28 protein-coding genes are annotated in these 26149 nt (G+C 71.8%); 17 read left to right on the forward strand and 11 right to left on the reverse strand.

Features of this window, described 5'->3' with window-relative positions; all coding sequences use genetic code 11:
* The first annotated feature begins 18 nt into the window (after positions 1–18).
* Positions 19–774 carry a sulfite exporter TauE/SafE family protein gene (locus DEJ49_RS01420; protein ID WP_150181976.1) on the forward strand — a complete coding sequence of 252 codons (756 nt, stop codon included), beginning with the start codon at positions 19–21 and terminating at the stop codon, positions 772–774.
* A 220-nt stretch (positions 775–994) separates the two neighbouring features.
* Entirely contained in the window at positions 995–1279 is a 285-nt protein-coding gene (locus DEJ49_RS01425; RefSeq protein ID WP_150181977.1) for a plasmid mobilization protein, read from the forward strand.
* 19 nt (positions 1280–1298) lie between these two features.
* On the opposite strand, the gene asnB is transcribed toward DEJ49_RS01425, so the two are convergent.
* Both asnB and DEJ49_RS01435 read right to left on the reverse strand, forming a co-directional pair.
* Positions 1299–3140: an asparagine synthase (glutamine-hydrolyzing) gene (asnB, locus tag DEJ49_RS01430; protein WP_150181978.1), complete on the reverse strand. Its 1842-nt coding sequence runs from the start codon at positions 3138–3140 to the stop codon at positions 1299–1301.
* Positions 3141–3403: 263 nt separating this feature from the next.
* Positions 3404–4054: a TetR/AcrR family transcriptional regulator gene (locus DEJ49_RS01435; protein WP_411757128.1), complete on the reverse strand. Its 651-nt coding sequence runs from the start codon at positions 4052–4054 to the stop codon at positions 3404–3406.
* A 135-nt stretch (positions 4055–4189) separates the two neighbouring features.
* Between DEJ49_RS01435 and DEJ49_RS01440 the strand changes: the two genes are divergently transcribed.
* A complete protein-coding gene (locus tag DEJ49_RS01440) occupies positions 4190–5185 on the forward strand; it encodes a DMT family transporter (protein WP_150181979.1) in 996 nt (331 codons plus the stop codon).
* Here DEJ49_RS01440 and DEJ49_RS01445 read toward each other — a convergent pair.
* A complete protein-coding gene (locus DEJ49_RS01445) occupies positions 5136–5759 on the reverse strand; it encodes a TetR family transcriptional regulator (protein ID WP_150181980.1) in 624 nt (207 codons plus the stop codon). The genes DEJ49_RS01440 and DEJ49_RS01445 overlap by 50 nt on opposite strands.
* Positions 5760–5761: 2 nt before the next feature.
* Entirely contained in the window at positions 5762–7240 is a 1479-nt protein-coding gene (locus DEJ49_RS01450; protein WP_150181981.1) for an MFS transporter, read from the reverse strand.
* Between the two features lie 187 nt (positions 7241–7427).
* Between DEJ49_RS01450 and DEJ49_RS01455 the strand changes: the two genes are divergently transcribed.
* From DEJ49_RS01455 to DEJ49_RS01470, 4 genes are all read left to right on the forward strand, one after another.
* Positions 7428–8315 carry a Gfo/Idh/MocA family protein gene (locus tag DEJ49_RS01455; protein WP_150181982.1) on the forward strand — a complete coding sequence of 296 codons (888 nt, stop codon included), beginning with the start codon at positions 7428–7430 and terminating at the stop codon, positions 8313–8315.
* A gap of 434 nt (positions 8316–8749) precedes the next feature.
* The gene (locus DEJ49_RS01460) at positions 8750–9571 is read left to right on the forward strand and encodes a helix-turn-helix domain-containing protein (RefSeq protein ID WP_150181983.1); all 822 of its coding nucleotides are present in this window, start codon (positions 8750–8752) and stop codon (positions 9569–9571) included.
* Between the two features lie 191 nt (positions 9572–9762).
* Complete coding sequence (locus DEJ49_RS01465) at positions 9763–10803, forward strand: type III polyketide synthase (protein WP_150181984.1); 1041 nt, start codon at positions 9763–9765, stop codon at positions 10801–10803.
* Between the two features lie 84 nt (positions 10804–10887).
* Positions 10888–11676: a GNAT family N-acetyltransferase gene (locus DEJ49_RS01470; protein ID WP_150181985.1), complete on the forward strand. Its 789-nt coding sequence runs from the start codon at positions 10888–10890 to the stop codon at positions 11674–11676.
* A gap of 33 nt (positions 11677–11709) precedes the next feature.
* Here the strand turns inward: DEJ49_RS01470 and DEJ49_RS01475 are convergent, their stop codons facing one another.
* The 3 genes from DEJ49_RS01475 to DEJ49_RS01485 are packed head-to-tail and all read right to left on the reverse strand — an operon-like array spanning position 11710 to position 14176.
* Complete coding sequence (locus DEJ49_RS01475; protein ID WP_150181986.1) at positions 11710–12267, reverse strand: isochorismatase family protein; 558 nt, start codon at positions 12265–12267, stop codon at positions 11710–11712.
* 56 nt (positions 12268–12323) lie between these two features.
* Complete coding sequence (locus tag DEJ49_RS01480) at positions 12324–13736, reverse strand: MFS transporter (protein ID WP_150181987.1); 1413 nt, start codon at positions 13734–13736, stop codon at positions 12324–12326.
* Positions 13733–14176, reverse strand: coding sequence for a MarR family winged helix-turn-helix transcriptional regulator (locus DEJ49_RS01485; protein ID WP_150181988.1), 444 nt, complete (start codon positions 14174–14176; stop codon positions 13733–13735). The genes DEJ49_RS01480 and DEJ49_RS01485 overlap by 4 nt, the downstream gene beginning before the upstream one ends.
* Positions 14177–14380: 204 nt before the next feature.
* Here DEJ49_RS01485 and DEJ49_RS01490 point away from each other — a divergent pair, with 204 nt between their 5' ends.
* Positions 14381–14650: a hypothetical protein gene (locus tag DEJ49_RS01490; protein ID WP_150181989.1), complete on the forward strand. Its 270-nt coding sequence runs from the start codon at positions 14381–14383 to the stop codon at positions 14648–14650.
* Between the two features lie 172 nt (positions 14651–14822).
* On the opposite strand, the gene DEJ49_RS01495 is transcribed toward DEJ49_RS01490, so the two are convergent.
* Positions 14823–15191, reverse strand: a complete 369-nt coding sequence (locus DEJ49_RS01495; RefSeq protein ID WP_150164108.1) for an ArsR/SmtB family transcription factor — start codon at positions 15189–15191, stop codon at positions 14823–14825.
* A 96-nt stretch (positions 15192–15287) separates the two neighbouring features.
* Here DEJ49_RS01495 and DEJ49_RS01500 point away from each other — a divergent pair, with 96 nt between their 5' ends.
* Positions 15288–17273: a heavy metal translocating P-type ATPase gene (locus DEJ49_RS01500; protein WP_150181990.1), complete on the forward strand. Its 1986-nt coding sequence runs from the start codon at positions 15288–15290 to the stop codon at positions 17271–17273.
* Positions 17270–17398, forward strand: a complete 129-nt coding sequence (locus DEJ49_RS36700; protein ID WP_263398773.1) for a hypothetical protein — start codon at positions 17270–17272, stop codon at positions 17396–17398. The genes DEJ49_RS01500 and DEJ49_RS36700 overlap by 4 nt, the downstream gene beginning before the upstream one ends.
* 32 nt (positions 17399–17430) lie before the next feature.
* Here the strand turns inward: DEJ49_RS36700 and DEJ49_RS01505 are convergent, their stop codons facing one another.
* A complete protein-coding gene (locus tag DEJ49_RS01505; RefSeq protein WP_150181991.1) occupies positions 17431–18657 on the reverse strand; it encodes an acyl-CoA dehydrogenase family protein in 1227 nt (408 codons plus the stop codon).
* Between the two features lie 164 nt (positions 18658–18821).
* On the opposite strand from DEJ49_RS01505, the gene DEJ49_RS01510 reads away from it, so the two are divergent.
* Positions 18822–19466, forward strand: a complete 645-nt coding sequence (locus DEJ49_RS01510; protein ID WP_150181992.1) for a TetR family transcriptional regulator — start codon at positions 18822–18824, stop codon at positions 19464–19466.
* Between the two features lie 19 nt (positions 19467–19485).
* Here DEJ49_RS01510 and def read toward each other — a convergent pair whose 3' ends face one another.
* Positions 19486–20025 carry a peptide deformylase gene (def, locus tag DEJ49_RS01515; protein ID WP_150181993.1) on the reverse strand — a complete coding sequence of 180 codons (540 nt, stop codon included), beginning with the start codon at positions 20023–20025 and terminating at the stop codon, positions 19486–19488.
* Between the two features lie 153 nt (positions 20026–20178).
* Between def and DEJ49_RS01520 the strand changes: the two genes are divergently transcribed.
* The 5 genes from DEJ49_RS01520 to DEJ49_RS35850 all read left to right on the forward strand — a co-directional run bounded on the left by DEJ49_RS01520 (position 20179) and on the right by DEJ49_RS35850 (position 24678).
* Complete coding sequence (locus DEJ49_RS01520) at positions 20179–21417, forward strand: MurT ligase domain-containing protein (protein WP_150181994.1); 1239 nt, start codon at positions 20179–20181, stop codon at positions 21415–21417.
* Between the two features lie 23 nt (positions 21418–21440).
* Positions 21441–22169: a type 1 glutamine amidotransferase gene (locus DEJ49_RS01525; protein WP_150181995.1), complete on the forward strand. Its 729-nt coding sequence runs from the start codon at positions 21441–21443 to the stop codon at positions 22167–22169.
* Positions 22170–22348: 179 nt separating this feature from the next.
* A complete protein-coding gene (locus tag DEJ49_RS01530) occupies positions 22349–23374 on the forward strand; it encodes a 6-phosphofructokinase (RefSeq protein ID WP_150181996.1) in 1026 nt (341 codons plus the stop codon).
* Positions 23375–23481: 107 nt separating this feature from the next.
* Positions 23482–24432 (forward strand): cytochrome c oxidase assembly protein, encoded by a 951-nt coding sequence (locus DEJ49_RS01535; protein WP_150181997.1) that lies wholly within the window; start codon positions 23482–23484, stop codon positions 24430–24432.
* Positions 24433–24519: 87 nt separating this feature from the next.
* Positions 24520–24678 (forward strand): hypothetical protein, encoded by a 159-nt coding sequence (locus DEJ49_RS35850; RefSeq protein ID WP_167357829.1) that lies wholly within the window; start codon positions 24520–24522, stop codon positions 24676–24678.
* 17 nt (positions 24679–24695) lie between these two features.
* On the opposite strand, the gene DEJ49_RS01540 is transcribed toward DEJ49_RS35850, so the two are convergent.
* Positions 24696–25091 carry an SSI family serine proteinase inhibitor gene (locus DEJ49_RS01540; RefSeq protein WP_150181998.1) on the reverse strand — a complete coding sequence of 132 codons (396 nt, stop codon included), beginning with the start codon at positions 25089–25091 and terminating at the stop codon, positions 24696–24698.
* Positions 25092–25318: 227 nt separating this feature from the next.
* On the opposite strand from DEJ49_RS01540, the gene DEJ49_RS01545 reads away from it, so the two are divergent.
* Positions 25319–26068 (forward strand): lysophospholipid acyltransferase family protein, encoded by a 750-nt coding sequence (locus tag DEJ49_RS01545; protein WP_150164128.1) that lies wholly within the window; start codon positions 25319–25321, stop codon positions 26066–26068.
* Positions 26069–26149: the final 81 nt, after the last annotated feature.

The raw sequence follows: 26149 nt of genomic DNA on the forward strand, positions 1-26149 counted from the left end.
CACAGGAAAAGGTGACGCGTGGAAGCGCTCGAAATGGTGGCCGTGGGTGCCGCCGGTGTCGCGGCCGGCGGGCTCAACGCGGTGGTCGGGTCCGGCACCCTCATCACCTTCCCCACCCTGCTGGCCTTCGGCTTCCCGCCGGTGCTCGCCAACGTGTCGAACAACCTCGGCCTGGTGCCGGGCACCCTGAGCGCCGCGTACGGCTACCGCCGGGAGATGAAGGGCCAGTTCAGGCGTCTCGTGCGGTTCGGGACGGCCTCGCTGATCGGCGGTCTGATCGGCGCGCTGCTCCTGCTGAAGCTCCCCGACGACGCCTTCCAGGCGGTGGTCCCCGTACTCATCCTGAGCGCCTGCCTCCTGGTGCTGCTGCAGCCGTGGCTGACGCGCAGGCTCCGGAACCGCGAGGGAAGCGGCAGGGCGGACGGCGGCATCCCGATGTGGTGCGGGGTCCTCGCCACCGGCGTCTACGGCGGCTACTTCGGGGCGGCACAGGGCGTGCTGCTCATGGCCCTGTTCGGCACGTTCCTCCTGGACGACCTGCAGCGGCTGAACGCCGCGAAGAACGTGCTCGCGTCGATCGTCAACGGCGTCGCCGCCGTCGTCTTCATCGTGGTCGCGGACATCGACTGGACGGCGGCCGGTCTGATCGCCGCCGGTTCCACGGTGGGCGGCCTCGTGGGCGCGCGCTACGGCCGACGGCTCCCGCCGCTGGCGATGCGCACCTTCATCGTGGTCGTGGGGACCACGGCTTCGATCATCATGCTGATCCAGTGACCTCCATCATGCTGATCCAGTGACCTCGGAACACCAGCGCATGGTTTATCGTTGAACATGATGTGGCTCCGACCGCGATTCCCCCGTCCGGTCGGGGCCACATCCCTTTCACGCCACTTCACGTCGGCTCCATGTGGGCGTCTTCCCCGGTTTTCACGCCTTCGAGGGCGAATATGACAAGCGCAGCGCGTCACACACGCCCGGGCGGCATCATGCGTCCATGGACGGTGCCAAGCCTGTGCAGGTCTTGTTCACGCCCGACGAGTACGCCGCGATCCTGCGTCACGCGGACCGCCTCGGGGTGCCGGTGGCCGAGTTCATCCGCCGCGCCGTGACCGTCCGGGCCGAGGAGCCGCCCGGACCCTGCCAGACGTCCGACAGCCGGCGCGGGGCTTCCGTACCACCCGTCCAGCGGGGCCTCGGCCCGGACGGCACACCGGCGCTCCGCCGGTTCCTCGACACCCTCGCCGCCTCGGCGGACCCCGAGGACCAGCAGGGACGGTGACCGGGGAGGGACGCGCGGGTCAGGTGAGAACGATCTCCGGACGGTAGATGTCCAGCCAGAGCGCCAGGTCGAGGGTCCGCTCGAGGCCGCGCCGCGAGGCCTGGGTGATCTGCGGCGCCTCCCGCCCCGCGGCCTTCGCGGCCTGCTCCCGGTCCACCAGGTCGAAGACGGGATGCCCGGGCCGCGCGAGCAGATCCTTGACGTGCCCCTGGAGCGCGACGGCGTACTTCGGGTCCTGGGTCGAGGGGTACGGGCTCTTCACCCGGTCGTAGACCGACCGCGGCAGCACGTCGGCGGTCGCCTCGCGCAGCAGGCTCTTCTCCCTGCCGTCGAAGGACTTCAGCGCCCAGGGCGCGTTGTAGACGTACTCCACGAGCCGGTGGTCGCAGAACGGCACGCGTACCTCCAGGCCGACCGCCATGCTGGCGCGGTCCTTGCGGTCGAGCAGGACGCGGACGAACCGGGTCAGGTGCAGATACGAGATCTTCCGCATCCGGAACTCGAAGTCGCTCTCGCCGTCCAGGCGACGGATGCCGCCCACGGCGCCCGCGTAGCTCTCCTTGACGAAGGCGGGCAGGTCGAGCGCGGCGGTCAGGTCGGGGCGGAGGATGCCCGCGTCGTCCCCGAAGTGTTCCGCGAACCGCACCAGCCAGGGGAAGGTGTCGGCCGTGCGCGCCGCCTCGTCGAAGAACTGCAGGTAGCCGCCGAAGACCTCGTCCGCGGACTCCCCGGAGAGCGCCACCGTGGAGTGCTCGCGGATGGCGCGGAAGAGGAGGTAGAGGGAGGCGTCCATGTCGCCGAAGCCCATGGGTATGTCCCGTGCGCGGATCATCTTGGCGCGGACGTCCGGGTCGGCGAGGGCGTGGGAGTCCAGGACGATGTCGCGGTGGTCGGTGCCCGCCGACTTCGCGACGTCGTGGACGTAGGGGGTGTCGGGGGTGCCGCGCAGCTCGTCGGCGACGAAGTGGTCGGCCTGGCCGACGAAGTCGACGGCGAAGCTGCGGACCGTCTCGCCCGCCTCGGCGAGTTGCCGGGCGGCGATCGCGGTCATCGCCGAGGAGTCGAGGCCGCCGGAGAGCAGTGTGCAGCGCGGCACGTCCGAGACGAGCTGACGGCGCACGATGTCGTCGAGGAGCTCGCGGACCCGGGCGACGGTGGCGTCCCGGTCGTCGGTGTGCGGACGGGTCTCCAGGGACCAGTACACGTGACGGCGCAGACCGGCGCGGTCCACCGTGACGACGGTGCCGGGCCCGACCTCGTTCATGCCGTCCCACACGGCGTGACCGGGCGTCTTGACGAGGGCGAACACTTCCCTGAGTCCGTCGAGGGCGACCCGGCGCCGGGCGAGCGGGTTGGCGAGAATCGCCTTGGGCTCGGAGCCGAACAGGACGCCGTCGGACGTCTCGTAGTAGTAGAAGGGCTTGATGCCCATGCGGTCGCGGACCATGACGAGCCTGTCGTGGCGGGCGTCCCAGATCGCGAAGGCGTACATGCCGTTCAGCCGCTCGGCGAGGGCCTCGCCCCATTCGAGATAGCCGCGCAGGACGACCTCGGTGTCGGACTCGGTGGTGAAACGGTGGCCGCGGCCCGTCAGTTCGCGGCGGAGCTCGGTGAAGTTGTACGTCTCGCCGGAGTAGACGAGCGCGACGGTGCCCTGGGGTGTCTCGACGGTCATGGGCTGGCGTCCGCCGGGCAGGTCGATGATCGCGAGCCGCCGGTGTCCGAGCCCGGCGGGCCCGCCGACCCAGGTGCCGCGGTCATCGGGCCCGCGGCAGGACATCGTCTCCGTCATCGCGTCCAAGGTGGTGGACCCGTCCGTCAGATCACGGTCGAAGGAGACCCAGCCGGTGATGCCGCACATGCGCTTTCCTTCCGCTCGCCGAACTAGGTGTAACTAGCACCTATGTGTGCAGCGTGCTCCTGCACCTGCGCACGGTCAACGCCCCCGTGAGCGGACCGGTCCGCCGACCCCGGCGATTTCGGCCGCTCTTTACCGCCCCTTACCGATGACCACAGGCCCTGACTCGTGTCAGCGGGGCGCATACCGAGCACGCCGGGCACCAGGACTCGCGCCGCCGGGAAGAGCGGCCGGAAGGGAAGATTCCGGCCACGGGCAAAGACTTGTCAACGAAGTGCCGACCCCCGCTCCGCGGCCGCGACCAACAGCGCCTCCGCGTCGCCGCGGGCCTCCTCGATGGCGTGCGGGAACACGCGCAGGCCGTGCGCGACGAGCGCGCCCTCGTGCAGCAGCATCAGCGTGCGCCCGAGCCGCGCGGCTTCCGCTTCGGACGGCGCGACTCCCCTGGCGAAGTCGGTGAACAGCGCGAGCATCCAGGCCTTCTGACCGACGATGATCGGGTACGCGGGATGCGTGGGGTCACTGATCTCGGCGTGCGCGTTGACCATGCCGCACCCCTTGACCAGCCGACCATCGGGCCCGCCGGCCCAGTCGCGCAGGGCGTCGAAGACGGCGAGGACCCGGGCGCGGGGCGCGCCCGCGGCCTCGATGTACGGGGCGAGGAAGGCGCGCCAGCGGTCGTCGCGGTCGGCGAGGTACTCCACGACGATCTGCTCCTTGGAGCCGAACCGGTCGTAGAGGGTCTTCTTCGTGACCCCGGCCTCGACGGCGATCAGGTCCACGCCGACGGCGTGGATGCCGCGCTCGTAGAAGAGGCGTCCGGCGGCATCGAGAGCGCGGCGGGCGGCCGGTGTCATGACGATGCGATGCGGCACCGCTGCGGCCCCGCCTTCCGTGTTCGGCGTGTCCTCACCCATGGACCCCATGGTAGACCGACCGGTATACATCGCGCCTAAACCGATCTGTATACTCGACCACCAGGTAGACAGATCGGTTTACTCGCCCACGACGGGCCTCCGCGCGACGCCGGGGACCCGAGACGGGAGAATCCCATGAACGTCCTGCTGTCGACCGCCTTCGTGCTGACCTGGAGCTCGGGGTTCATCGGCGCCAAACTGGGCGCGGGCAGCGCGTCCGCCGTGACGGTGCTGATGTGGCGCTTCCTGCCGCTGGCAGTGGTGCTGGGGCTGGTCGCCCTGGTGCTGTCCCGGGCGGCGTGGCGCGGCCTGACGGCGCGTGATGTCGGACGGCAGGCGGCCGTCGGCGCGCTGTCGCAGAGCGGCTACCTCCTCACCGTGTACCTGGCGATCCAGCTCGGCGTCTCCAGCGGCACGACCGCCCTGATCGACGGCACCCAGCCACTGGTCGCGGGCGCCCTGGCCGGGCCGCTGCTCGGTCAGTACGTCTCGCGCACGCAGTGGACCGGTCTCGGCCTCGGCGTGACCGGGGTCGTCATCGTCACCGCCGCCGACTTCTCCCAGGGCGGCGCCACGCCCGCCTGGGCGTATCTCGTGCCGTTCCTCGGCATGCTCTCGCTGGTGGCGGCGACGTTCCTCGACCGGCGTGCGCCGCGCGCGGTGGCCCCTTCGGTGGCGATGACCGTCCACTGCGCCACCAGCGCCGTCGTCTTCACGGGTCTCGCGGTGGTGTCCGGTGCCGCGACGCCGCCGGCCGAGGGGTCGTTCTGGGGCGCGATCGCGTGGCTGGTCGCACTCTCCACGTTCGGCGGGTACGGCCTGTACTGGCTGATTCTGCGGCGCTCCGGGGTCACGCAGGTCAACACGCTGATGTTCCTCATGGCGCCCGTGACCGCGCTGTGGGGTGCGCTGATGTTCGGTGAGCCCTTCGGGCCGCAGACCGTGGCGGGGCTCGCGGTCGGGCTCGCGGCGGTGGTGGTCGTACGTCGAGGAGGACGGGGAGCGGCCCGGTCCGGCGGTGCGGCCGCCGCGGCGGCGACGGCTGACACCAACGCTGCCGCCACCATCCGGAAGGCGCGGATCAGCGGGGGGTCAGCAGCGCCTGCACCGCGGGTGCGTACCGGGCGGTGATCTCGGCGATCTCCGTGGCGCGCAGGTGCGCGCCGCGGGCGATGCCGTACATCACGCCGAGCCCGAGCAGCATGCCGACGGCGAGCTCGGCCCGCAGCCCCGCGTCCGGCCCCGAGAGGCGCTCGGTCAGCCGCTGGGCCACCTGCACGCGGAAGTTGTCCCGCAGGATGTCGCCCTGCTCGCCGTGGAGCGGGGCGAAGACGATGCGCAGGATGGGGTCGGCGCCCCGCTCGGCCTGGCCGGTGAGCAGGTGCAGGACCATGTGGCGGGCGAGGTCGTCGACGGGGGCGTCGAGGAACGTGTCCGCGTCGGCCTCGAACGACATGACCTGGGAGAACAGGGCGTCCTTGTTGCCGAAGTACTTCAGGATCAGCGGGGCGCTGACTCCGGCCCGGTCCGCCACGGCCTTGAGGGTGATGTCCCCGTGCGCGTGCCGGGCGAGCAGGTGACGGGCGGCGCGGATGATGGCCGCCTTGCTCGCCTCGGAGTCCCTGCGTCCGGCGGGCGGGGCGTGGTGCGACGCGGCCGCGCGCCCGTCCACGCGTACGTCCACCTCCGTGCGAACCTCCGCCATGGTCAGCTTCCTTCCAGAGCGGTCTCCTGTGCGGGCCCCTCGCGCCCCGCGGTCTTGCGGCCGTTCCGCGCGGCCGGGGCCGTGTCCGAGGGTATGGCCAGGGCGACGGCGCAGGCGACGAGCGCCACCGTACCGGCCAGGGTGAAGGCGAGCCGGTAGCCGCCGAGCGTGGGGAACTCGACGCCTCCGGCGGACGCGGTGTGCCGGACGAGCACCGCGGCGACCGCCGCACTCGACACGCTCTGCCCGATCGTCCGCATCAGGACGTTCACGCCGTTCGCGGACGCGGTCTGCTCGACCGGCACGGCCCGCAGGATCAGCGTGGGCAGCGCCGAGTACGCGAGGGTCGTCCCGGTCGAGACGATCGCGGCGCCCAGCATGATCACCCACAACTCCCTGCTGTCCACGACGCGTACGGCGTAGCCGAGCGCCATGACCGCGCCGCCGAGGGCGAGGGTCACCCGGGGGCCGCGTGCCGTCGAGACACGGGCCGACACCGGCGAGAGGGCCAGCATGATGACGCCGTTCGGCAGCAGGCAGAGGCCGGTCGCCACGATCGACAGCTCCAGGCCGTAGCCGCTCTCGGCGGGCGCCTGCACGAGCTGTGCGGTCACCAACGAGTTGGCGTAGAAGGCGAATCCGGCGAGCAGCGCGGCCAGGTGCGGCAGCGCGACGCGCCGTCCGGACGCGAGGCGCAGGTCCACCAGCGGCTGCTTCGCGCGCAGCTGCGTCCGCCACCACACGGTCAGGATCACGACCGCGCCCGCGAACAGGCCGAGGACGGGGCCGCTCCCCCACCCCCACTGACCGCCCTGCGACACCGCGAGCAGCAGACAGACGAGTCCGGCCGCCAGGCCGAGCGCGCCCCATGTGTCGAACCGCCCCGGCGAACGCACCGGGGACTCCCGCACCGCCCACCGGGCGAGCAGCAGTCCGGCCGTGCTCAGGGCGGCCGTCGCCCAGAACATGGCGTGCCAGTCCGCGTACTGCACGATGAGCGCGGCCAGCGGCAATCCGAGCGCGGCGCCGATGCCGACCGTGGAGCTCATGAGGGCGACGGCGGAAGCGGTGCGCCGGGGCGGGAGTTCGTCGCGCAGGATGCTGATGGACAGCGGCACCACCGAGGCGGAGGCGCCCTGCAGGGCGCGTGCCGCGATCAGCAGCCGGATGTCGGACGTGAGCGCGCAGAGCACGGAGCCCCCGGCCATCAGGCCGAAGGCGAGCAGCAGGACGCGGCGCTTGCCGTACATGTCGCCGGCCCGGCCGAGCACGGGGGTGAGGACCGCGCCGGACAGCAGCGTCGCGGTGACCAGCCAGGACACGGCGCCGGGCGAGCTGCCCGTGAGGCGGGGCAGGTCGGGGAGCAGGGGGACGACCACGGTCTGAGTGACGGCCATCAGGATGCCGCCGAACGCGAGCACGGGGACCGTGAGACGGGCGCGCGGACCTCCCCCGTCGCCGACTGCCGGATCCGGCGCCATGGCATCTCCCCCGAGGATGAGGTGAATTCAAATTCACCATAGCGGGTGAATGGGAATTCACCCAGAGAAATTCGGGAGGGACACCGACGCGGCGTCCCGTCCGCCCGTGGCCGTGAACCGCCCCGGCCCACCGGGCGCCCCTGCCGCGAGAGGTCCGCCGTCGGCGGCTTCGGTCATACTGCGGCCCATGAACCGACTCCGCTTCGGCCTGGTGGGCACCGGCCCCTGGGCCTCCGCCACGCACGCCCCCGCGCTGTCCCGCCACCCCGGTGTGGACCTCAGCGGCATCTGGGGCCGCCGCCCCGAGGCCGCGGCCGCGCTCGCCGCCGAGCACGGGACGAGGGCGTACGCGGACGTGGACGAGCTGTTCGCCGCGTGTGACGCCGTGGCGTTCGCGGTGCCGCCGGACGTGCAGGCGCCGCTCGCCGCGCGGGCCGCGGCGGCGGGCTGCCACCTGCTCCTCGACAAGCCGGTGGCCACGACGGCGGCCGGGGCGCGGGACCTCGCGGCGGCGGCCGAGCGCGCGGGCATCGCCTCCGTGGTCTTCTTCACACTGCGCTTCACCACCGCCTCGGCGGCCTGGCTGGCCGAACAGAGCGCCACGGGCGGCTGGTTCACCGGCCGCGCCGACTGGTACGGCTCGTTCTACGCGCCGGACGGCAGCGCCGCCTTCTCGTCACCCTGGCGCGCGAGCCGGGGCGGCCTGTGGGACGTGGGCCCGCACGCCCTGTCGATGCTGCTGCCCGTGCTCGGCGACGTGACGGCCGTGACGGCGGCCGAGGGCCCCAAGGACACGGTCCACCTGATCCTGCGGCACGAGAGCGGCGCGTCCAGCACGGCGACGCTGACCCTGACGGCGCCGCCCAAGTGCGAGGGCCTCGCGGTGGAGCTGCGCGGGGAGAGCGGCACGGTGGCGCTTCCGCCGTGGGAAGGCGCGGGCGACGCGTTCGGGGCGGCGGTGGACGCGCTCGTCGAGTCCGCCGCGACGGGCACGGCCCATCCGTGCGACGTACGGTTCGGGCTGCGGGTCTCGGAGATCCTGGCGCGGGCGGAGGAGCACATCACGGCCACCTGACGCGCCCGGAACGACCACGGGCGGCCGGTACCGTGGCCGCTACGTAATGGCGAGTGACGGCACCGACCGCAGCCGGTGGTCCTACGGAACCGGAAGCGGGAAGCCGAGCCGTGCGGTCCTGTGCTGCTCCGATTCCGACCACACGGATCAAAATACGAACAGTTGTCCCACACGCTTCCCACATCGGTCCTGTAGGCCTAGGGGGTACCCAATGCCGGGGAATTTCAGCCATTCTCATGCTCCCCGGACAAGATGCCCCGCTGTTGTGCACGGGAGTCGTCCGACGTTCAAACCTGCAGGTCGGTGACCCCGCACACTCCATGATGCCCGAGCGACTGATCGTTTTCTTCGGGCAATGTTTACTACCAAAGCCGATGTGAATATTTAGACTGATCACGCTCCAACTCGGCGTGCACCAAGAGGGATTACCCACCATGAACAAGACGGCGCTCCGCGCTCTGCTCCGCGAACGACGCGCCCTCATAGCCCCCGAATCGCACGGCTTCGCCCGCCCGACAGGCCAGGGACGGCGCGCGCCCGGCCTGTCGCAGCACCAGGTCGACCAACTGCTCCACCGCACGTTCGGGACGTACCACCGCCTCGAGTCCGGCAATTACCCCAACCCGCCGACCTCCCTGCTCCGCGACGTGGCCCGCCTGTTCGGTCTCAACGAACAGGAGTGGGTGTCCCTCTGCCGCTACGCACTGCTCCAGGACCCGCCGGGGCCGCTCCACCTCTCCTCCGGCAAGGAGGTCCCCGGCGTCTGGCAGGAGGCGGTCGACGGGATCGGGCACATGGCCTACGTGACCGACGCCTCCTGGGAGATGCTCGCGTACAACAGCGCCTTCGCCGCGATGTTCCCGGGCGGCAAGGTCCCCGGCAACACCCTGCGCTGGATGCTCCTGGACCCGCACGGCCGCGAGACCCTGATGGACTGGCACAACGCGTGGGCCCCGATGGTTCTCCCCCAGCTGCGCGCCGCGCTCGCCACCCGGCCCGACGACGACATCCTGCGGCGGATCGAGAAGGAGATCCTGGCCGACCCCGAGACGGCCGACCTCTACGCCGCCGGCAACTCCCACCCCCACCCCGACGGTGACGAGCGCCCCCTGATGCACGCCCAGGAGGGCCCCGGCTGGGTCACCATGTGTGCGGCGCAGCCCCTGACGGCGCCCGGCTCCCGGCTGATGATCCTCGTGTTCCACCGCGGCTCGCAGCGCGTCCACTCGCGCGCGCCCAATCTGCGCTCCGACTGACCCCGACTGACCCCGACTGACCCCGACTGACTCCGACTGACCCCGCGCGGACACCTGGCCGATTTCGTACGCACATTCGACCCGAATCGTACGCAGGTTCGATCTGGTGGCGCATAACAGGGCACTCCGGGCATAGTGCAGTAACTTGGCCACATCCCCACCCGCACCGCTGATCCACGGGGAGCCGCCACGTGACTGCTCACGTTCTGCGACCACGGACCGTCCTCGGCGACCACAAGGTCACCACCGCCGAGATAGCCGACGACGTGAGCGCGCACCACGCCGACCACCCGCGCCTGCGCGCCCTGCTCCGCGTCATCGGCAACTGCGGCGTCCGTACGCGCCACTTCACGCGCCCGCTCGACTCCCCCACCGTGTCCGGCACGGCCGACGTCGGGGAGCGCGCCCGGGTCGCCTTCTCCGACGCGCTCGACATGGCCGAACGGGCCTGCACCAGGGCACTGGACGACGCCGGCCTCACCGCGCGCGACATCGACGCCATCGTCACCACGCACACCACGAGCTGGGCCGTCCCCAACCTGGACATCCACCTCGTCACACGGCTCGGCCTCCGCCCCGACCTGCGCCGCGTCGCCCTCACCTCCGTGGCCTGCCCCGGCGGCACCCAGGCCCTGACCCGCGCCGCCGACCTCCTCGCCGCACACCCGGGCAGCAAGGTCCTCGTCGTCGCCTCCGAGGTGCTGTCCAGCATCTACCACCACAGCGACACCACCATCGAGTCGATGATCTACAAAGCGCTGTTCGGCGACGCGGCCTCCGCGACCGTCGTCACCGACACCCCGCTGGGTCCCGGACTCGCCGTCGAGGACACCTACGAGTACGTCCTCCCCGACAGCCTCGAACGCCAGCGCGGCAGGATCGCCGAGGACGGCATCCACTTCGACTCGACCAAGCAGGTCCTGGCCGCCGTCACCGACGTGACGCCGCCCCTCCTGGAGTGGCTCGGCCCCCGGCGGCCCGACTTCGCCGTCATCCACCCCGGCAGCCCGCGCATCATCGCCGACACGGCGGCCGCGCTGGGCCTGGACGAGCACGCCGTACGGCACTCCACGGACACCCTCAGCCACGAAGGCAACCTCGGCGGCGTGAGCATCCTGCGCGTCCTGGAACGCACCCACGCCGACCCTCCGGACGACGGTGCGCACGGCGCGGCCATCGCCTTCGGCCCCGGCTTCACCACGGCGGCCCTGCGCTGCCGCTGGCGCTCGTGAGGTCTGCCCGTGGGCACTCCCGGGGTCTGACCGTCCCGGCGAAAACCGGTTGCCGCCGCTTCGCCCCGCTGCTGAGGTGACCGCATGGATCACGCAGCGGTACTGGCCGCGTACGACCGTCAGCTCCGGCACGACACCACGGGTGAGGGCGGTGACACCCGGGTCGAGCGGACCGGGGGCGTCGTGCGCGTCACCGGCTCCGCGCACGACTGGAACGGTGTCCTGTGGACCGACATCGACGCGTCGACGGCGGACGCCGTGATCGCGGAGCAGGTGCGTCATTTCACCGACGCGGGGCGCGAGTTCGAGTGGAAGCAGCACTCGTACGACCGTCCCGCCGACCTGGGCGAGCGGCTCCTCGCGGCCGGGTTCGAGGCCGAGCCGACGGAGACCGTGATGGTCGCCGAGGCCGCCGCCCTGCCCGCGGGCCCCGAACTGCCCGACGGCATCCGGCTGGTCCCGGTGACGGACGCGGCGGGCGTGCGCCTCATGTCCGAGGCGCATCTGGCCGCCTTCGGCGAGGGCGACGCGGCGCTGAGCGAACACCTGGCCCGGCGTGTGCTCGCGCAGCTCACCGAGACACCGGACGACATCGTCGCGGTCGTCGCGATGGCCGGCGACCGGCCGGTGTGCGGCGCCCGCATGGAGTTCCGTCCCGGCACCGACTTCGCCGGGCTGTGGGGCGGCGGCACCGACCCGCGTTGGCGCGGCAAGGGCATCTACCGCGCGACGGTCGACTACCGCGCCCGCATCGCCGTCGAGCGCGGCTACCGCTATCTGCAGGTCGACGCCTCCGACGACAGCCGCCCGATCCTGGACCGGCTCGGCTTCACGACGCTCTGCACGACCACGCCGTACGTGTACCGGCCGTAGGACCCGGGAGGCCCGGGGTCCGGCGGCGGGCTCTCAGCCGCGGCCGACCAGCGCGACGATCGCTTCCGCCGTGTCCGTCTCGCCGAGCCTCGGGAAAATCTTCTCCACGCTGTTGCGGTGGGCGTCGGCGTCCATGTCGGTGACGGCGTCGACGGCCACGGTCACGTGGTAGCCGTGCTCGTGCGCCGCGCGGGCCGTCGACTCCACGCCGATGCTCGTCGCGATGCCGGCGAGCACGACCTGGGTGACGCCCCTGCGGCGCAGCTGCAGGTCGAGGTCGGTGCCGTAGAAGGCGCCCCACTGCTGCTTGGTGACGACGATGTCCGTGTCCGTGCGTCCCAACTCGGGCACGAGGTCCGCCCAGTCCGCGGGCACGTCACCGCTGCGCGCGGGTCCCTCGGTGCGGCCGGGGGCACCTCCCGTCACCCGCACGAGGACGACCGGCAGCCCGTGCTCGCGGAAGGCGCGGGCGAGCGCGGCGGACCGTTCGACGATGTGCTGCGCGGGAGGGGCGGTGGGCAGCGCGGTGATGCCCTTCTGGAGGTCGACGAGCACGAGGGCGGTGGTGCGGTCGAGGAGGGTGGCGGTCATGGGTGGTGCCTTTCTCGAACTGTGCTGATTACTTGCGTACGTGGTCGATTGCGTGCCTATCCGGCCGGGCGGCGGCGCAGCGCGCGGTCCGTGGCGGTCAGGACGACGAGGGCCAGGGCCAGGACCGCGCCGACGGCGGCCATGAGGTGCAGGCCTCCGTCGTCGGCGCGCTGACCGTAAGCGAGGCCGATCAGGCCCGAGGCCGTGATGGCGCCGATGTACTGCGCGGTGCGCTGGAGTCCGGCGGCCGACCCGATGGCCTCCGCGGGCGCGAACTGCTGCACGGCCGCCTGGTTGCCGGTGCCCATGAGCCCCTGCGGGATGCCGAAACAGGCGCCGGCCAGGAGCAGGACGGCGAGCGGCGTGGAGCCCGTGGTGAAGAGCAACAGAGCGCTGCCCGCCGCGAGGAGCACGGCGGCAACGGTGAGAGGCGCCCGAATTCCCTTCGTGCGCGCCCCGATCAGGGAACAGGCCAGCGCGGCGAGGGACATCGGCAGCATGACGAGTCCGGTGTGCAGCGAGGAGTAGCCGCGCTCCTCCTCCAGCCATTGGGTGAAGCCGTACATCACGCAGTACACGACGAGGTAGCTCAGCCCGTGCCGCAGATAGGTGCGGGCGAGGGCATGGTTCGTGCCGAGCATGCGCAGGTCGATGAAGGGGTGCGGGTGGCGCAGCTGCCACCCCGTGAGCAGGGCGGAGAGCACGACGACCGGGGCGAGCAGGGGCCACATGGGGTGGCGCAGGTCGAGCAGGAACACGACGAGGCAGCTCAGCGCGCCCGTGAAGAGCACGATCCCCAGCGGATCGAGCGTCCCCGTCTTCCCTGTCCGGCCTGCCGTCGCCCTGTCGCGCGGCGCCTCCTTGGGTATCCATCGCAGGGCGGTGGCGTACGCGATGACCGCGACCGGCACGTTGACGGCGAAGACGGCGCGCCAGCCCGCGGTCGCGACGAGGAGACCGCCGAGGGTCGGTCCGATCGCCGCGCTGCCGAGCGCCGCGAAGGAGAGCCGGCCGAGGACGGTGCGCGGGGTGGGGGTGCCGAGCCGGGTCGATTCGTCGCGCAGGACGGCCATCGCGGCGGGGTACGCGGCTGACGTGCCGATGCCGAGGAGCGCCCGGGAGACGAGCAGCCAGCCGAATCCCGGGGCGAGCGCTCCGACGAGGCCCGAGGCGACGACGAGGACGAGTCCGCCGAGGAAGACGCGGCGCGGTCCGAGGCTGTCGGCGAGCTTGCCGAGCACGGGCTGGGCGACGGCGCTGGCGAGGTAGAGCACGGAGACGAGCCAAGCGGTGTCGGAGGCGCCGACGCCGAAGTCGTGGCCGATCGCCACCAGGCCGGTGGAGATCATGGTCGTGTTGAGGGGGTTGAGCAGGGAGCCGAGGAGCAGGGGCGCGGTCAGTCGCGCTCCGAAGCCGGGGCGCTCGCGCGCCGGGCGCCGCTTCGCCCGCGCGATGGAGGTGCCGTTCACCTCTGCACCAGTCGCTCCAACAGCGCGACGGCGTCGGCGAGTTGGCGCCGCTCGGCCGGGTCGAGCTCCTCGGAGACGGCCTCCGAGAGCCAGCCGCGCTTGGCGGCACGGCCGTCGGTGAGGGTACGGCGGCCCTCGTCGGTCAGGGAGAGGACGGACTGCCGCCCGTCGTTCGGGTCGGGCGCCCGCTCGATGAGCTCCATGGACTCCAGGGCGCTCACGGTCATCCGCATCGACTGCGGCCGCACGAACTCGGCTCGCGCGAGCTCCGCGGTGGTGGTGGGGCCGCCCCGGTCGAGACGGGCGAGGACGGAACGCTGCGAGGGGCTGAGCCCGTTCATGGGCGACGCGCCGCGCAACTTCCGTACGAGACGCCCGACGACGTGCGTGAGGTCGGCGGCGACTTGCTCCGGGGTGGGCTCTCCAGGGGGTCCGCTCATAGGGCGACGGTACGAGGTAGGAAGTCAAACTTGCAAGCCTTACTTCCTAACCACCTCCACTTTCTGCGTTCGGATACGGCATGTCACCCAATTTGCGATGGATACTCCTTGCGCCCGTTACATCGCTTACGCATGGGCTTGATGCCGAGTGCGTAGCTTCGTGGACATCCCACTCGAATCGGAGCGAGCCAGAGGAAAGAGACGATGTCCACCCGCGTGCGCTTGAGGGCCCTCATGATCGTCATCGCGGCACTCGCCGCCGTCGCCCTGCCGACGGCCGCGGCCTTCGCCGACACCCCCCGAACCCATCCCGCCACAGCCGGGCACGCACCGCGCCTCTCCCCGCGCGAGGAGATCCAGCCAGCCGCCCACATCGTCGGCGACCTGGCCCGCAAGAGCGCGGAGCGCTCGACGGGCCGGCCCATCGGCATGCTGCCCGAGCAGCCCCGGGACGCGGCGCGCGTCGCGCTCTAGGGCCTGTGTCGAAAGTCCCGTCGTCCGCCCGGAGGGCGGGCCCGGCGGCGTCCGGTGCGTGCGATCGCAAGGCGGAGGGTCGCCCCGATACTGGTTGTATCGGGGTGTCCCGACAACGCCGCGAGGGCGCGTGCCGGGCGTCGCCGGGCAGACGGGACTTTCGACACAGGCCCTAGCGTCCGGCGGCGGGTTCGTCGCGCAGGCCGAGCCTCAGGTGCTCGACGTGGAAGAGGGCCTGCTCGAGCAGCTCGGCGACGTGGCCGTCATAGAGGGCGTAGACGATGGAGCGGCCCCGGCGCTCCCCGGTGACGAGACCGAGGTTGCGCAGCAGGCGGAGCTGGTGGGAGCAGGCGGAGGCCTCCATGCCGACGGCCTCGGCGAGGTCGCCGACCGCGCAGGGGCCTTCCTGGAGGCGGGCCAGGATGTGCAGCCGCGAGGGGGTCGCGAGGGCCTGCAGGGTGGCGGCGACGTCAGTGGCCCCCACCGCGTCGAGGCGCTCGCGGGGGGTGGCGTGGTTCCTGGCGTCGGCTCCGTGACCCATGCCGCCACCCTATCGATGACATATGAAGACCTGTTCAGATGTTCCTGTACGGTGTGCGTGTCGCCGTCCCCCCGCCCCCGAAGGGGTTGCCTCGCCATGCCCTCCGACCTGCTCCCACCGCCCGCACAGGCGGCTCCGGCCGCCCCGCGTCCCGCACCGGGACGACGTACCCGGGTGTTCGCCCTGCCGGAAGCGCGCTGGGCCGCCGCGGCGCTGGTGCTGTTCCTCGTCGCCCTGCCGCTCCAGCTGACCGGCGCACCCGCCTGGTCATGGGGACTTCTCTACGCCGCCGTCTACGCGACCGGCGGATGGGAGCCCGCGTGGGCGGGCGTGACGGCGCTGCGCGAGAAGACCCTGGACGTGGATCTGCTGATGATCGTCGCCGCCCTCGGCGCGGCCTCGATCGGGCAGACGATGGACGGCGCGCTCCTGATCGTCATCTTCGCAACCTCGGGCGCCTTGGAGGCCCTGGCCACCGCCCGGACCCAGGACGCGGTGAGGGGGCTGCTCGACCCCGCGCCGGCCGTCGCCACCCGCCTGGCCGACGACGGCAGCGAATCGACCGTTCCCACGCGGGAGTTGGTGGTCGGGGACACCGTCCTGGTCCGCCCCGGCGAGCGGATCGGCGCGGACGGTCGCGTCCTGTCCGGGACCAGTGAGGTGGACCAGTCCACGATCACCGGTGAGCCGCTGCCTGTCGCGAAGAAGGCGGGGGACGAGGTCTTCGCCGGCACCCTGAACGGCACCGGCGCCCTGCGGGTCAAGGTGGAGCGGGACGCATCGGACTCGGTCATCGCCCGGATCGTGGCGATGGTCGAGGAGGCCTCCCGGACCAAGGCGCCCACCCAGCTGTTCATCGAGAAGGTTGAGCAGCGGTACAGCGTGGGCATGGTCATCGCGACCGTGGCGGTCTTCCTGGTGCCCCTCGCGTTCGGCGCGGACCTGACCGCCTCACTGCTGCGGGCGATGACGTTCATGATCGTGGCCTCGCCGTGCGCGGTGGTCCTTGCGACGATGCCTCCGCTGCTGTCGGCGATCGCCAACGCCGGACGCCACGGTGTCCTGGTGAAGTCCGCCGTGGTGATGGAGCGGCTCGGGCAGGTCGACGCGGTGGCCCTGGACAAGACCGGCACGCTGACCGAGGGCACCCCGCACGTCACCGACATCCGCCCGGTGCCCGGCTCCGGACTGACCGAGGACGCCCTCCTGTCGCTCGCGGCGGCCGCCGAGCACCCCAGCGAACACCCCCTGGGCCGCGCCGTCGTCGAGGCCGCCCGCACCCGCGGCCTGACCGTCGCCGCCCTGCGGGACTTCACCTCCACGCCCGGCGTGGGCGTCACCGCCACCGTCTCCGACCACGCGGTCACGGTCGGCGCGCCCGCCCGTCTCCTCGACCGCGCCGACGACACCGCGACGACCGAGGCCACCGACATCACCACCGGCCTCGAGGCCGGTGGCCGCACGGCCGTCGTGGTCCTGCTCGACGAGGTCCCGGTGGGGGTGCTGGGCATCGCCGACCGCCTGCGTCCCGACGCCGCCGCGACCGTCGCCGCCCTGACCGCCCTGACCGGCGCCGCCCCTCAGCTGCTGACGGGCGACAACCCCCGCGCCGCCGCCCGCCTGGCCGCCGAGGTCGGCATCCCCGACGACGGGGTCCACGCCGGTCTCCTGCCCCAGGACAAGGTCGAAGCCGTACGCCGCCTGGAGGCGCGCGGCCGCAGGACGCTGGTCCTCGGCGACGGCGTCAACGACGCCCCGGCCCTCGCCGTCGCCCACACCGGGATCGCCATGGGCCGCGCGGGCTCCGACCTCGCCCTGGAGACCGCCGACGCCGTCGTCGTCCGCGACGAACTCGCCACCGTCCCCAAGGTCGTCGCCCTGTCCCGGGCGGCCCGCCGCCTGGTGGTGCAGAACCTGGTGATCGCCGGGGTGTTCATCTCCGGCCTGGTCGTCTGGGACCTGGCGGGCGACCTGCCGCTGCCGCTCGGCGTCCTCGGTCACGAGGGCTCGACCGTCATCGTGGGCCTCAACGGCCTGCGTATGCTGCGCGACGCCGCCTGGACGACAAGGAGCACGACGTGACGACCCTCGCCCTGTACCTCCCCGGTTCCGGCTCGCTCCCGCGCTGGGCGCAGATCGCCGTCGGTGTGGTGGTCCTCGGCCTGGTCGCGACCCGACTCTGGCTGACCTTCCGACGCCGGAAGTAGTCACACCCGGCGAACACGCCCGACGGACACGTCTACCGAATCGGCATCCCCGACAGCGTCCGAGCGATGACCAGGCGCTGGATCTCGCTCGTGCCCTCGAAGATCGTGTAGATGGCCGCGTCGCGGTGCATGCGCTCCACCGGGTACTCGCGGGTGAAGCCGTTGCCGCCGAGGATCTGGACCGCCTGGGCGGTGACCTTCTTGGCGACCTCGCTCGCGTAGAGCTTCGACATGGAGCCCTCGGCCGACTCGAACTTCTTGCCGGTGGTGGCCATCCAGGAGGCGCGCCACACCAGGAGGCGGGCCGCGTCGATCTGGGTGCGCATGTCGGCGAGCTGGAAGGCGATGCCCTGGTTGTCGATGATCGGGCGGCCGAACTGGGTGCGCGTCTTGGCGTACTCCAGGGCCTCCTCGTACGCGGCGCGCGCCGTGCCCACGGCCATGGCGCCGACCGCCGGGCGGGACGCCTCGAACGTGGCCATCGCCGCGTTCTTGACGCGCTCGCCGCCGGACTTGGCGCGCTCCCGGGCGCGGGCCATGCGCTCGTCCAGCTTCTCCTTGCCGCCGAGCAGGCAGTGCCCGGGGACGCGCACGTCCTCCAGGACGACCTCGGCGGTGTGCGAGGCGCGGATGCCGTGCTTCTTGAACTTCTGGCCCTGGGACAGGCCGGGGGTGTTCGGCGGGACGATGAAGGACGCGTGGCCCTTCGAGCCGAGCTCGGGGTCGACGACCGCGACGACGACGTGGACGTTGGCTATGCCGCCGTTGGTCGCCCAGGTCTTCGTGCCGTTGAGGACCCATTCGTCCTTGGCCTCGTCGTAGACGGCGCGGGTGCGCATCGCGGCCACGTCGGATCCGGCGTCCGGCTCGGACGAGCAGAACGCGGCGACCTTGACGTCGTTCACGTCGCCGTACATCTGCGGGATCCAGGTGCCGATCTGCTCCTCGGTGCCGTTGGCGAGCACACCGACGGCGGCCAGGCCCGTGCCCATGATGGACAGGCCGATACCGGCGTCACCCCAGAAGATCTCCTCGGTCGCCATCGGGATGCCGAGGCCCGAGGGGTCGAAGAACTGCTGGGCGTAGAAATCGAGAGAGTAGATCCCCAGCTTCGCCGCTTCCTGGATGATGGGCCACGGGGTCTCCTCGCGCTCGTCCCACTCGGCGGCCGCGGGGCGGATCACATCGGCGGCGAACCCGTGGAGCCAGTCCCGGACCTCCTTCTGTTCGTCGTTGAGCTCCATGGTGAACTCGGCCATGACCCCTCCAGGACCTGCGATCATCTGCGACGTTACTTGCGGTAACCGCAGTCTGTTACCGGCCAGTAGTCCATGTCAACTCCCGGCGGCCCGTTCGATCCGCACGGGACGACGGGTGTTACGTTGCGCGTGCGTCACCGATTCAGCACGGGCGGGGAGAAACGATGGAGACCACGCAGCGGACCGATCAGCAGCGGTCCGCCGAGCACCGGCGGCGAGAGCTCCTCGAGGCCGCGGACCGGGTCGTGCTCCGCGACGGCCCGGGCGCCTCGATGAACGCCATCGCCGCGGAAGCGGGCATCACGAAGCCGATCCTGTACCGCCACTTCGGCGACAAGGGCGGCCTGTACGCGGCACTCGCCAAGCGGCACACCGATGCCCTCCTGGAGGCCTTGCGGGCCGCGCTCGACGCCCCCGCCGAGCGCAGGGAGCGGGTCGAGGCGACGCTCGACACCTACCTCGCGGCGATCGAGGCCCGTCCTCAGGTCTACCGCTTCCTCATGCATCCGTCGGAGGCCCCCTCCCCCGGCGAGCAGGGCTTCGACGTCGGGCTGCACTCGGCTCCCCTGCTGCGCCGGCTCGGCGAGGAGCTCGCGGAGGTCATCGAGGAGCGCGTCGACCTCGGCCCCGAGAGCGCCGAGCTCGCCCGGGTCTGGGGACACGGCATCGTCGGCATGATGCACGCGGCGGGCGACTGGTGGCTCGGCGAACGGCCCTGCCCCCGCGCCCAGTTGGTGCGCAGCCTCGCCGACCTGCTCTGGGGGCGGCTCGCGGCGGCGGGCAACCGCGTCGGAGGGCCCGGTTTCTGAGAGCCTGTCTTTGCACCCCTCAGGAATTCCAGGGCGCCCTGGCCGCGGCCCGCAGCACCCTGCGGCGCCGCCAGCCCGTGACGCGGTCGGTGTAGACGCCGCCGTCGAGGTGGTCGCACTCGTGCTGGAGGCAGCGGGCGAACCAGCCCGTCCCGTGCACCTGGACCGGCTCGCCCCGCACGTCGACGCCCTCGACGACGGCGTGGTCGAAGCGCGGCGTGCCCGCTTCGAGTCCGGGCAGCGAGAGACAGCCCTCGGGGCCGCGCACCGTCACGCCGTCCGCCTCGACGAGTCTCGGGTTGACCACGTGCCCGAGGTGGCGGACGTCCTCGTCGTCCGGGCAGTCGTAGACGAACACCCGGCGGCCCACGCCGATCTGGTTCGCGGCGAGTCCCACGCCCCGTGCGGCGTACATCGTCGCGAACATGTCCTCGACGAGGCGCGCCAGTTCGGGGCCGAAGTCGGTGACCTCCTCGCACGGCGCGTGCAGCACCGGGTCGCCGAGCAGGGTCAGAGGTCGTACGCGCCCCGAGGCGCCCGGGATCGTGCCGTGTCGCATGGCGGCAAGAGTACGGTCCAGGGGACGGAGCGGCACCGCCGAGGTGCCGGAGGTGGTGCCGCAATTCGGGCTTGCAGATGGATCTCGATAGGCTGAGCAGCGAAACGATGCCGGGGGCAGGCGCGGCGCCGTACGCAAGGAGGATCTCGACAGATGTCAGGCAACACGGACCCGCTGTCGCCGCGGGCCAAGCTGGCCGTGACGGCGGGCAAGGCGGCCGCGGCGGTGTCCCGGGCAGCGGGCCGCGGCAGCGGATCGGTGATCGGCGGCAAGGTCGCGCTCAGGCTCGACCCCGAACTGCTCGGGCGGCTCGCCACGCACCTGGACGTCGTCCTCGTGTCGGCCACCAACGGCAAGACGACCACCACGCGCCTGATCGCCGAGGCGCTGCGGGCCAGCGGCCCGGTCGTCTCGAACGCGCTCGGTGCGAACATGCCCGCCGGAATCACCTCGGCGCTGGCCGGCGGCTCGGACGCCAGGTTCGGTGTGATCGAGGTCGACGAGAAGTACCTCGCGGGCGTCGCCCGTGACGTCGACCCCAAGGCGATCGCGCTGCTCAACCTCTCGCGCGACCAGCTGGACCGCGCCGCGGAGACCCGCATGCTCGCCGAGAAGTGGCGCGAGGGCCTGGCAGGATCCAAGGCCGTGATCATCGCCAACGCCGACGACCCGCTGGTCGTCTGGGCGGCCTCCTCCTCGCCGAACGTGGTGTGGGTGGCGGCGGGCCAGGAGTGGAAGGACGACGCCTGGTCGTGCCCGTCCTGCGGCGGCGTCATGCAGCGCCCCGGGGACGACTGGTTCTGCGGCGAGTGCGGCTTCCGCCGTCCGGCGCCCAGCTGGGTGCTCTCCGGCGACCACGTCCTCGACCCGCACGGCTCGGCGTGGCCGATCCACCTGCAGCTGCCTGGCCGGGCGAACAAGGCCAACGCCGCGTCGTCGGCCGCCGTGGCCGCCGTCTTCGGCGTGCCGCCGCAGGTCGCCCTGGAGCGTATGTACCAGGTGCAGGCGGTCGCGGGACGCTACGACGTCGTGCAGTTCCAGGGCCGTGACCTGCGACTGCTGCTGGCGAAGAACCCCGCGGGCTGGCTCGAAACGTTTTCGCTGATCGACCCGCCGCCGACCCCGGTGATCCTCTCCGTGAACGCGCGCGGCGCCGACGGCACGGACACCTCCTGGCTCTGGGACGTCGACTACACCCGGCTCGCCGGTCACCCGATCTTCGTGCTCGGCGACCGCAAGCTGGACCTCGCCGTGCGCCTCGAAGTGGCGGGCCTGGACTTCCGGGTCTGCGAGAGCGTCGACGAGGCGGTGCAGTTCGCCCCGCCGGGACGCATCGAGACGATCGCGAACTACACCGCGTTCCAGGACCTTCGCCGCCGCGTCGGCAACTGACCCGCCCGGATAAGGACATGAGCATGAGCGACAACAGCCTGCGGCTGGTGTGGGTCTACCCCGACCTGCTGAGCACGTACGGAGACCAGGGCAACGCCCTGGTCGTGGAGCGCCGGGCGCGTCAGCGCGGCCTCCAGGTCGAGCGCTACGACGTGCGCAGCGACCAGCCGGTGCCCACCTCCGGCGACATCTACCTGATCGGCGGCGGCGAGGACCGCCCGCAGCGGCTCGCGGCCGAGCGGCTGCGCCGCGACGGCGGCCTGCAGCGCGCGGTCGGCAACGGAGCGATCGTCTTCTCGGTCTGCGCCGGCTACCAGATCCTCGGCAACGAGTTCATCAACGACCTGGGCCAGCGCGAGCCGGGCCTCGGCCTCCTCGACGTGGTCTCCACCCGCGGCGAGGGCGACCGGTGCGTCGGCGACGTGCTCGCCGACATCGACCCGCAGCTCGGCCTGCCGCCGCTGACCGGGTTCGAGAACCACCAGGGCATCACGCACGTCGGCCCGGCCGCGCGGCCGCTCGCCCGCGTGACGCTCGGCCGCGGCAACGGCACGGGCGACGGCACCGAGGGCGCGTACAACGGCACGGTCTTCGGTACGTACATGCACGGTCCTGTCCTCGCCCGCAACCCGCTCATCGCGGACCTGCTCCTGAAGCTGGCCCTCGACGTGAACGCGCTGCCGCCGACGGACGACCGCTGGTACGACGCGCTGCGCAACGAACGCATCAACGCCGCGCAGCAGCCCGCGTAACACCCCTGCCGCACCCCCGTCCGAGGGCCCCTCTGACGCCCCGCCCGCACATGTGAGCGGCGGCGTCCAGCCCTCGGACGCCGGGTGCGGTCCGGCCCCCCGGCGCCTATAGGGTGGCGGGGATCCAGCCGGACGACGTGGTCCGGTCATCGACCCACGTTGCAAAGGTATTCCGGGCCATGCGCATTGGTGTCCTGACCTCCGGCGGCGACTGCCCCGGTCTGAACGCCGTCATCCGCTCCGTCGTGCACCGCGCGGTGGTGGACCACGGCGACGAGGTCATCGGGTTCCACGACGGCTGGAAAGGCCTCCTGGAATGCGACTACCGCAAGCTGGACCTCGACGCGGTGGGCGGCATCCTCGCCCGCGGCGGCACCATCCTCGGCTCCTCGCGCGTCCAGCCCGCGCATCTGCGGGACGGCGTGGAGCGCGCCAAGGGGCACGTCGCCGAGCTCGGCCTCGACGCGATCATCCCGATCGGCGGCGAGGGCACCCTCAAGGCGGCCCGGCTCCTCTCCGACGCGGGCCTGCCCATCGTCGGCGTCCCCAAGACCATCGACAACGACATCGCCGTCACGGACGTCACCTTCGGCTTCGACACGGCCGTCGGCGTGGCGACGGAGGCCCTCGACCGGCTCAAGACCACCGCCGAGTCGCACCAGCGTGTGCTCATCGTCGAGGTGATGGGCCGGCACACCGGGTGGATCGCCCTGCACTCGGGCATGGCCGCGGGCGCGCACGCGATCGTCGTCCCCGAGCGCCCCTTCGACATCGAGGAGCTGGCCGCGAAGGTCGGCGAACGCTTCTCCGCGGGCAAGAAGTTCGCGATCGTCGTCGCCGCCGAGGGCGCCAAGCCCCGTGAGGGCTCCATGAAGTTCGACGTGGGCGGCAAGGACGTCTACGGCCACGAGCGGTTCGCGGGCATCGCCCGTCAACTCTCCCTCGAACTGGAGCAGCGCCTCGGCAAGGAGGCCCGTCCGGTCATCCTCGGCCACGTCCAGCGCGGCGGCACCCCCACCGCGTACGACCGCGTCCTCGCGACCCGCTTCGGCTGGCACGCCGTGGAGGCCGTGCACCGCGGCGAGTTCGGCAACATGACGGCACTGCGCGGCACGGACATCACGATGGTGCCGCTCGCGGAGGCCGTGGAGACGCTGAAGACGGTGCCCGAGGAGCGGTACGCCGAAGCGGAGTGCGTGCTGTAGTCCGCTCGCCCGTCGAACTCCTGCCCCCGGTCGCGTCAGCGGCCGGGGGCAGTTCTACTCTGGTGCCGACACACGTCGCACAATCCGCACGAATCAGGAGCCACTGGATGGATCACAGCGGGCACGGCATGAACATGGATCTGCCGCCGTTCACGCTGGGGCGAGGCCTCGAGCTGTCGGCCGACCCCTTCTTCCTCATCGGCTGCCTGGTGGCCCTCGCCCTGTACGGGTGGGGCGTGGCGCGGCTCGTGCGGCGCGGCGACAAGTGGCCGGTCGGCCGCACGGTCTCGTTCGTGATCGGCATCCTGACCGTGCTCCTGGTGATGTGCACCAAGCTCAACGACTACGGCATGGTCATGTTCAGCGTGCACATGGTGCAGCACATGGTGATCAGCATGCTGTCGCCGATCCTGCTGTTGCTCGGCGCGCCGATCACGCTGGCGCTGCGTGCGCTGCCCGCGGCGGGGCGCGGCCACAAGGGTCCGCGCGAGTGGCTCCTCTGGCTCCTCCACAGCCGCTACGTCAAGATCATCACGCATCCCGCGTTCACGATCCCGCTGTTCATCGCGAGCCTGTACGCGCTCTACTTCACGCCGCTCTTCGACACGCTGATGGGTTCCAAGGCGGGCCACATCGGGATGATGGTCCACTTCCTCGCCGTCGGCCTCGTCTTCTTCTGGCCGATCATGGGCGTCGACCCGGGACCGCACCGCCCCGGCTACATCATGCGGATGCTGGAGCTGTTCGCGGGCATGCCGTTCCACGCGTTCTTCGGCATCGCGCTGATGATGGCGAGCCAGCCGATGATCGGCACGTACATGCACCCGCCCGCCTCGCTCGGCATCGACGCGCTCGCCGACCAGGAGGCCGCGGGCGGCATCGCCTGGGCGTTCAGCGAGATCCCGTCCGTGGTCGTCCTGGTCGCCCTGCTCTTCCAGTGGCGGCGCTCCGACGACCGCGAGGCGCGCCGCAAGGACCGCGCCGCGGACCGCGACGGCGACAAGGAGCTGGAGGCGTACAACGCCTATCTGGCCTCACTGGCCGCTCGCGGACGCTAGCGCCAGAGGGTCTTCCCGGGTCACGATGGTCTTCGGACCGCGGTCTGGGCGCGTGAGCGCCGCAGGCTGCCGGGAGGAGGCTGAGCGATGCCCGGTTCCACGAAGACCATGGGTGGGTTCACCATCGGGGGCCTCGTCATGGTGACGGCCTACACGGTGGCTCTCGGAAGCAACGGCTGGTTGTGGTTCGGCTGGGTGGTGCTCGGTCTGATCACGCTGGCCATGGTGCTGTCGCGGGCCACGTGAGGGCGGCGGCGGAAGGTTCAGAAGCGGAACACGTGGCCCGTGTCCGCGTCCAGGGCGCAGGCGTTCGGGTATGTCTTGCGCCAGGTGACCTCCTTGCCCTTGTAGGACCCGGTCGCCGTAGCCGTGACCGGGTCGAATTCCTTCGTGCAGGCGTGCGGGTCATCCGGCAGCCGGTCGAAGTCGCCCTTGGCCAGAGCGACCGCCCCGCACGCCATGGCCGCCTGCGGATGCGCCCCGGCGGGTTCGGGCACGCAGTGCAGCAGCACGCCGCGCACCCAGGTGTTCTCGGCGCCCGAGACGGTGAGGAAGAGCCCGCGCTTCGGGGCGGGCGCGGCGGGGTCGGCGGCATGGGCGGGCACGAGCCCGCCGAGAGCCAGCAGGGCGGTGGCGGCCACGAGGGGGAGCGAGCGCATGGGGGACCTCCGGGACACGCGTCGGATGGGACGGCGGCGGTGACGTTCCGTGGCGTCGGGCGACGCCGTGAAGAGGCCAGGGCACCCTTCCCCGGTGGCATGCGTCGCGCCGCCGCGCCGGTCCTTCGCCCGCCCGGCCGTACGCGACGACCCGTTCGGGCTCTCGCGTCCGCGCGATCGATTGACTACTGTGCGTCGGCACCGGGACCAGGGGGAAGGCGGCCGCCATGTTCTACCTACTGCTGAAGCACGTGATCCTCGGCCCGCTGCTCCGGCTGATGTTCCGGCCCAGAATCGAGGGCCTGGAGCATGTGCCGGACGGCGGCGCGGCAATCGTCGCGGGGAACCACCTGTCGTTCTCCGACCACTTCCTGATGCCGGCGATCATCAAGCGCCGCATCACGTTCCTCGCGAAGGCCGAGTACTTCACCGGGCCGGGACTCAAGGGCCGTCTGACGGCCGCGTTCTTCCGCAGCGCCGGACAGATCCCGGTGGACCGCTCCGGCAAGGAGGCGGGCCAGGCGGCGATCCGCGAGGGCCTCGGCGTGCTGCGCAAGGGCGAGCTGCTCGGCATCTACCCGGAGGGCACCCGCTCCCACGACGGACGCCTCTACAAGGGCAAGGTCGGGGTGGCGGCGATGGCGCTCAAGGCGCAGGTGCCGGTCGTCCCGTGCGCCATGATCGGCACGTTCGAGGCGCAGCCGCCCGGCCGGAAGTTCCCCAAGTTCAAGCGGGTGACGATTCGTTTCGGCGAGCCGCTCGACTTCACGCGCTACGTCGGGATGGACGGTGAGAAGGCCGTCCTGCGAGCCGTCACCGACGAGATCATGTACGCGATCCTCGGGCTCTCCGGGCAGGAGTACGTCGACAAGTACGCGGCCGTCGTGAAGGCGGAGGAGGCGGCGGAAGCGGAACGCGAGCGCGCGGCGGCGGGGGGCAAGGAGCCGCGACGGCGGCCTCGGATGCCGCTGAGCTGAGAGCCTGTCCTTGAGCCCCGAGCCGAGAGCCCGTCCTTGAGCCCCGTCTGCGCCCCGACGTCCGGCACGGGGTGCGCCACC

This window comes from Streptomyces venezuelae (assembly GCF_008642335.1).
Taxonomy (GTDB): Bacteria; Actinomycetota; Actinomycetes; order Streptomycetales; family Streptomycetaceae; genus Streptomyces; species Streptomyces venezuelae_F.

Excerpts from the sequence above, each read along its gene's own strand:
- DEJ49_RS01535 (WP_150181997.1), top strand. The coding sequence starts at position 23,482 with ATGGATCACAGCGGGCACGGCATGAACATGGATCTGCCGCCGTTCACG.
- DEJ49_RS01510 (WP_150181992.1), top strand. The coding sequence starts at position 18,822 with ATGGAGACCACGCAGCGGACCGATCAGCAGCGGTCCGCCGAGCACCGG.
- asnB (WP_150181978.1), bottom strand. The coding sequence starts at position 3,140 with ATGTGCGGCATCACCGGCTGGGTCTCCTTCGACCGTGATCTGACGGAC.
- DEJ49_RS01500 (WP_150181990.1), top strand. The coding sequence starts at position 15,288 with ATGCCCTCCGACCTGCTCCCACCGCCCGCACAGGCGGCTCCGGCCGCC.
- DEJ49_RS01485 (WP_150181988.1), bottom strand. The coding sequence starts at position 14,176 with ATGAGCGGACCCCCTGGAGAGCCCACCCCGGAGCAAGTCGCCGCCGAC.
- DEJ49_RS01545 (WP_150164128.1), top strand. The coding sequence starts at position 25,319 with ATGTTCTACCTACTGCTGAAGCACGTGATCCTCGGCCCGCTGCTCCGG.
- DEJ49_RS01445 (WP_150181980.1), bottom strand. The coding sequence starts at position 5,759 with ATGGCGGAGGTTCGCACGGAGGTGGACGTACGCGTGGACGGGCGCGCG.
- DEJ49_RS01520 (WP_150181994.1), top strand. The coding sequence starts at position 20,179 with ATGTCAGGCAACACGGACCCGCTGTCGCCGCGGGCCAAGCTGGCCGTG.
- DEJ49_RS01490 (WP_150181989.1), top strand. The coding sequence starts at position 14,381 with ATGTCCACCCGCGTGCGCTTGAGGGCCCTCATGATCGTCATCGCGGCA.
- DEJ49_RS35850 (WP_167357829.1), top strand. The coding sequence starts at position 24,520 with ATGCCCGGTTCCACGAAGACCATGGGTGGGTTCACCATCGGGGGCCTC.
- DEJ49_RS01460 (WP_150181983.1), top strand. The coding sequence starts at position 8,750 with ATGAACAAGACGGCGCTCCGCGCTCTGCTCCGCGAACGACGCGCCCTC.
- DEJ49_RS01525 (WP_150181995.1), top strand. The coding sequence starts at position 21,441 with ATGAGCGACAACAGCCTGCGGCTGGTGTGGGTCTACCCCGACCTGCTG.
- DEJ49_RS01455 (WP_150181982.1), top strand. The coding sequence starts at position 7,428 with ATGAACCGACTCCGCTTCGGCCTGGTGGGCACCGGCCCCTGGGCCTCC.
- DEJ49_RS01470 (WP_150181985.1), top strand. The coding sequence starts at position 10,888 with ATGGATCACGCAGCGGTACTGGCCGCGTACGACCGTCAGCTCCGGCAC.
- def (WP_150181993.1), bottom strand. The coding sequence starts at position 20,025 with ATGCGACACGGCACGATCCCGGGCGCCTCGGGGCGCGTACGACCTCTG.
- DEJ49_RS01530 (WP_150181996.1), top strand. The coding sequence starts at position 22,349 with ATGCGCATTGGTGTCCTGACCTCCGGCGGCGACTGCCCCGGTCTGAAC.
- DEJ49_RS01505 (WP_150181991.1), bottom strand. The coding sequence starts at position 18,657 with ATGGCCGAGTTCACCATGGAGCTCAACGACGAACAGAAGGAGGTCCGG.
- DEJ49_RS01475 (WP_150181986.1), bottom strand. The coding sequence starts at position 12,267 with ATGACCGCCACCCTCCTCGACCGCACCACCGCCCTCGTGCTCGTCGAC.
- DEJ49_RS01440 (WP_150181979.1), top strand. The coding sequence starts at position 4,190 with ATGAACGTCCTGCTGTCGACCGCCTTCGTGCTGACCTGGAGCTCGGGG.
- DEJ49_RS01540 (WP_150181998.1), bottom strand. The coding sequence starts at position 25,091 with ATGCGCTCGCTCCCCCTCGTGGCCGCCACCGCCCTGCTGGCTCTCGGC.
- DEJ49_RS01425 (WP_150181977.1), top strand. The coding sequence starts at position 995 with ATGGACGGTGCCAAGCCTGTGCAGGTCTTGTTCACGCCCGACGAGTAC.
- DEJ49_RS01495 (WP_150164108.1), bottom strand. The coding sequence starts at position 15,191 with ATGGGTCACGGAGCCGACGCCAGGAACCACGCCACCCCCCGCGAGCGC.
- DEJ49_RS01435 (WP_411757128.1), bottom strand. The coding sequence starts at position 4,054 with ATGGGTGAGGACACGCCGAACACGGAAGGCGGGGCCGCAGCGGTGCCG.
- DEJ49_RS01450 (WP_150181981.1), bottom strand. The coding sequence starts at position 7,240 with ATGGCGCCGGATCCGGCAGTCGGCGACGGGGGAGGTCCGCGCGCCCGT.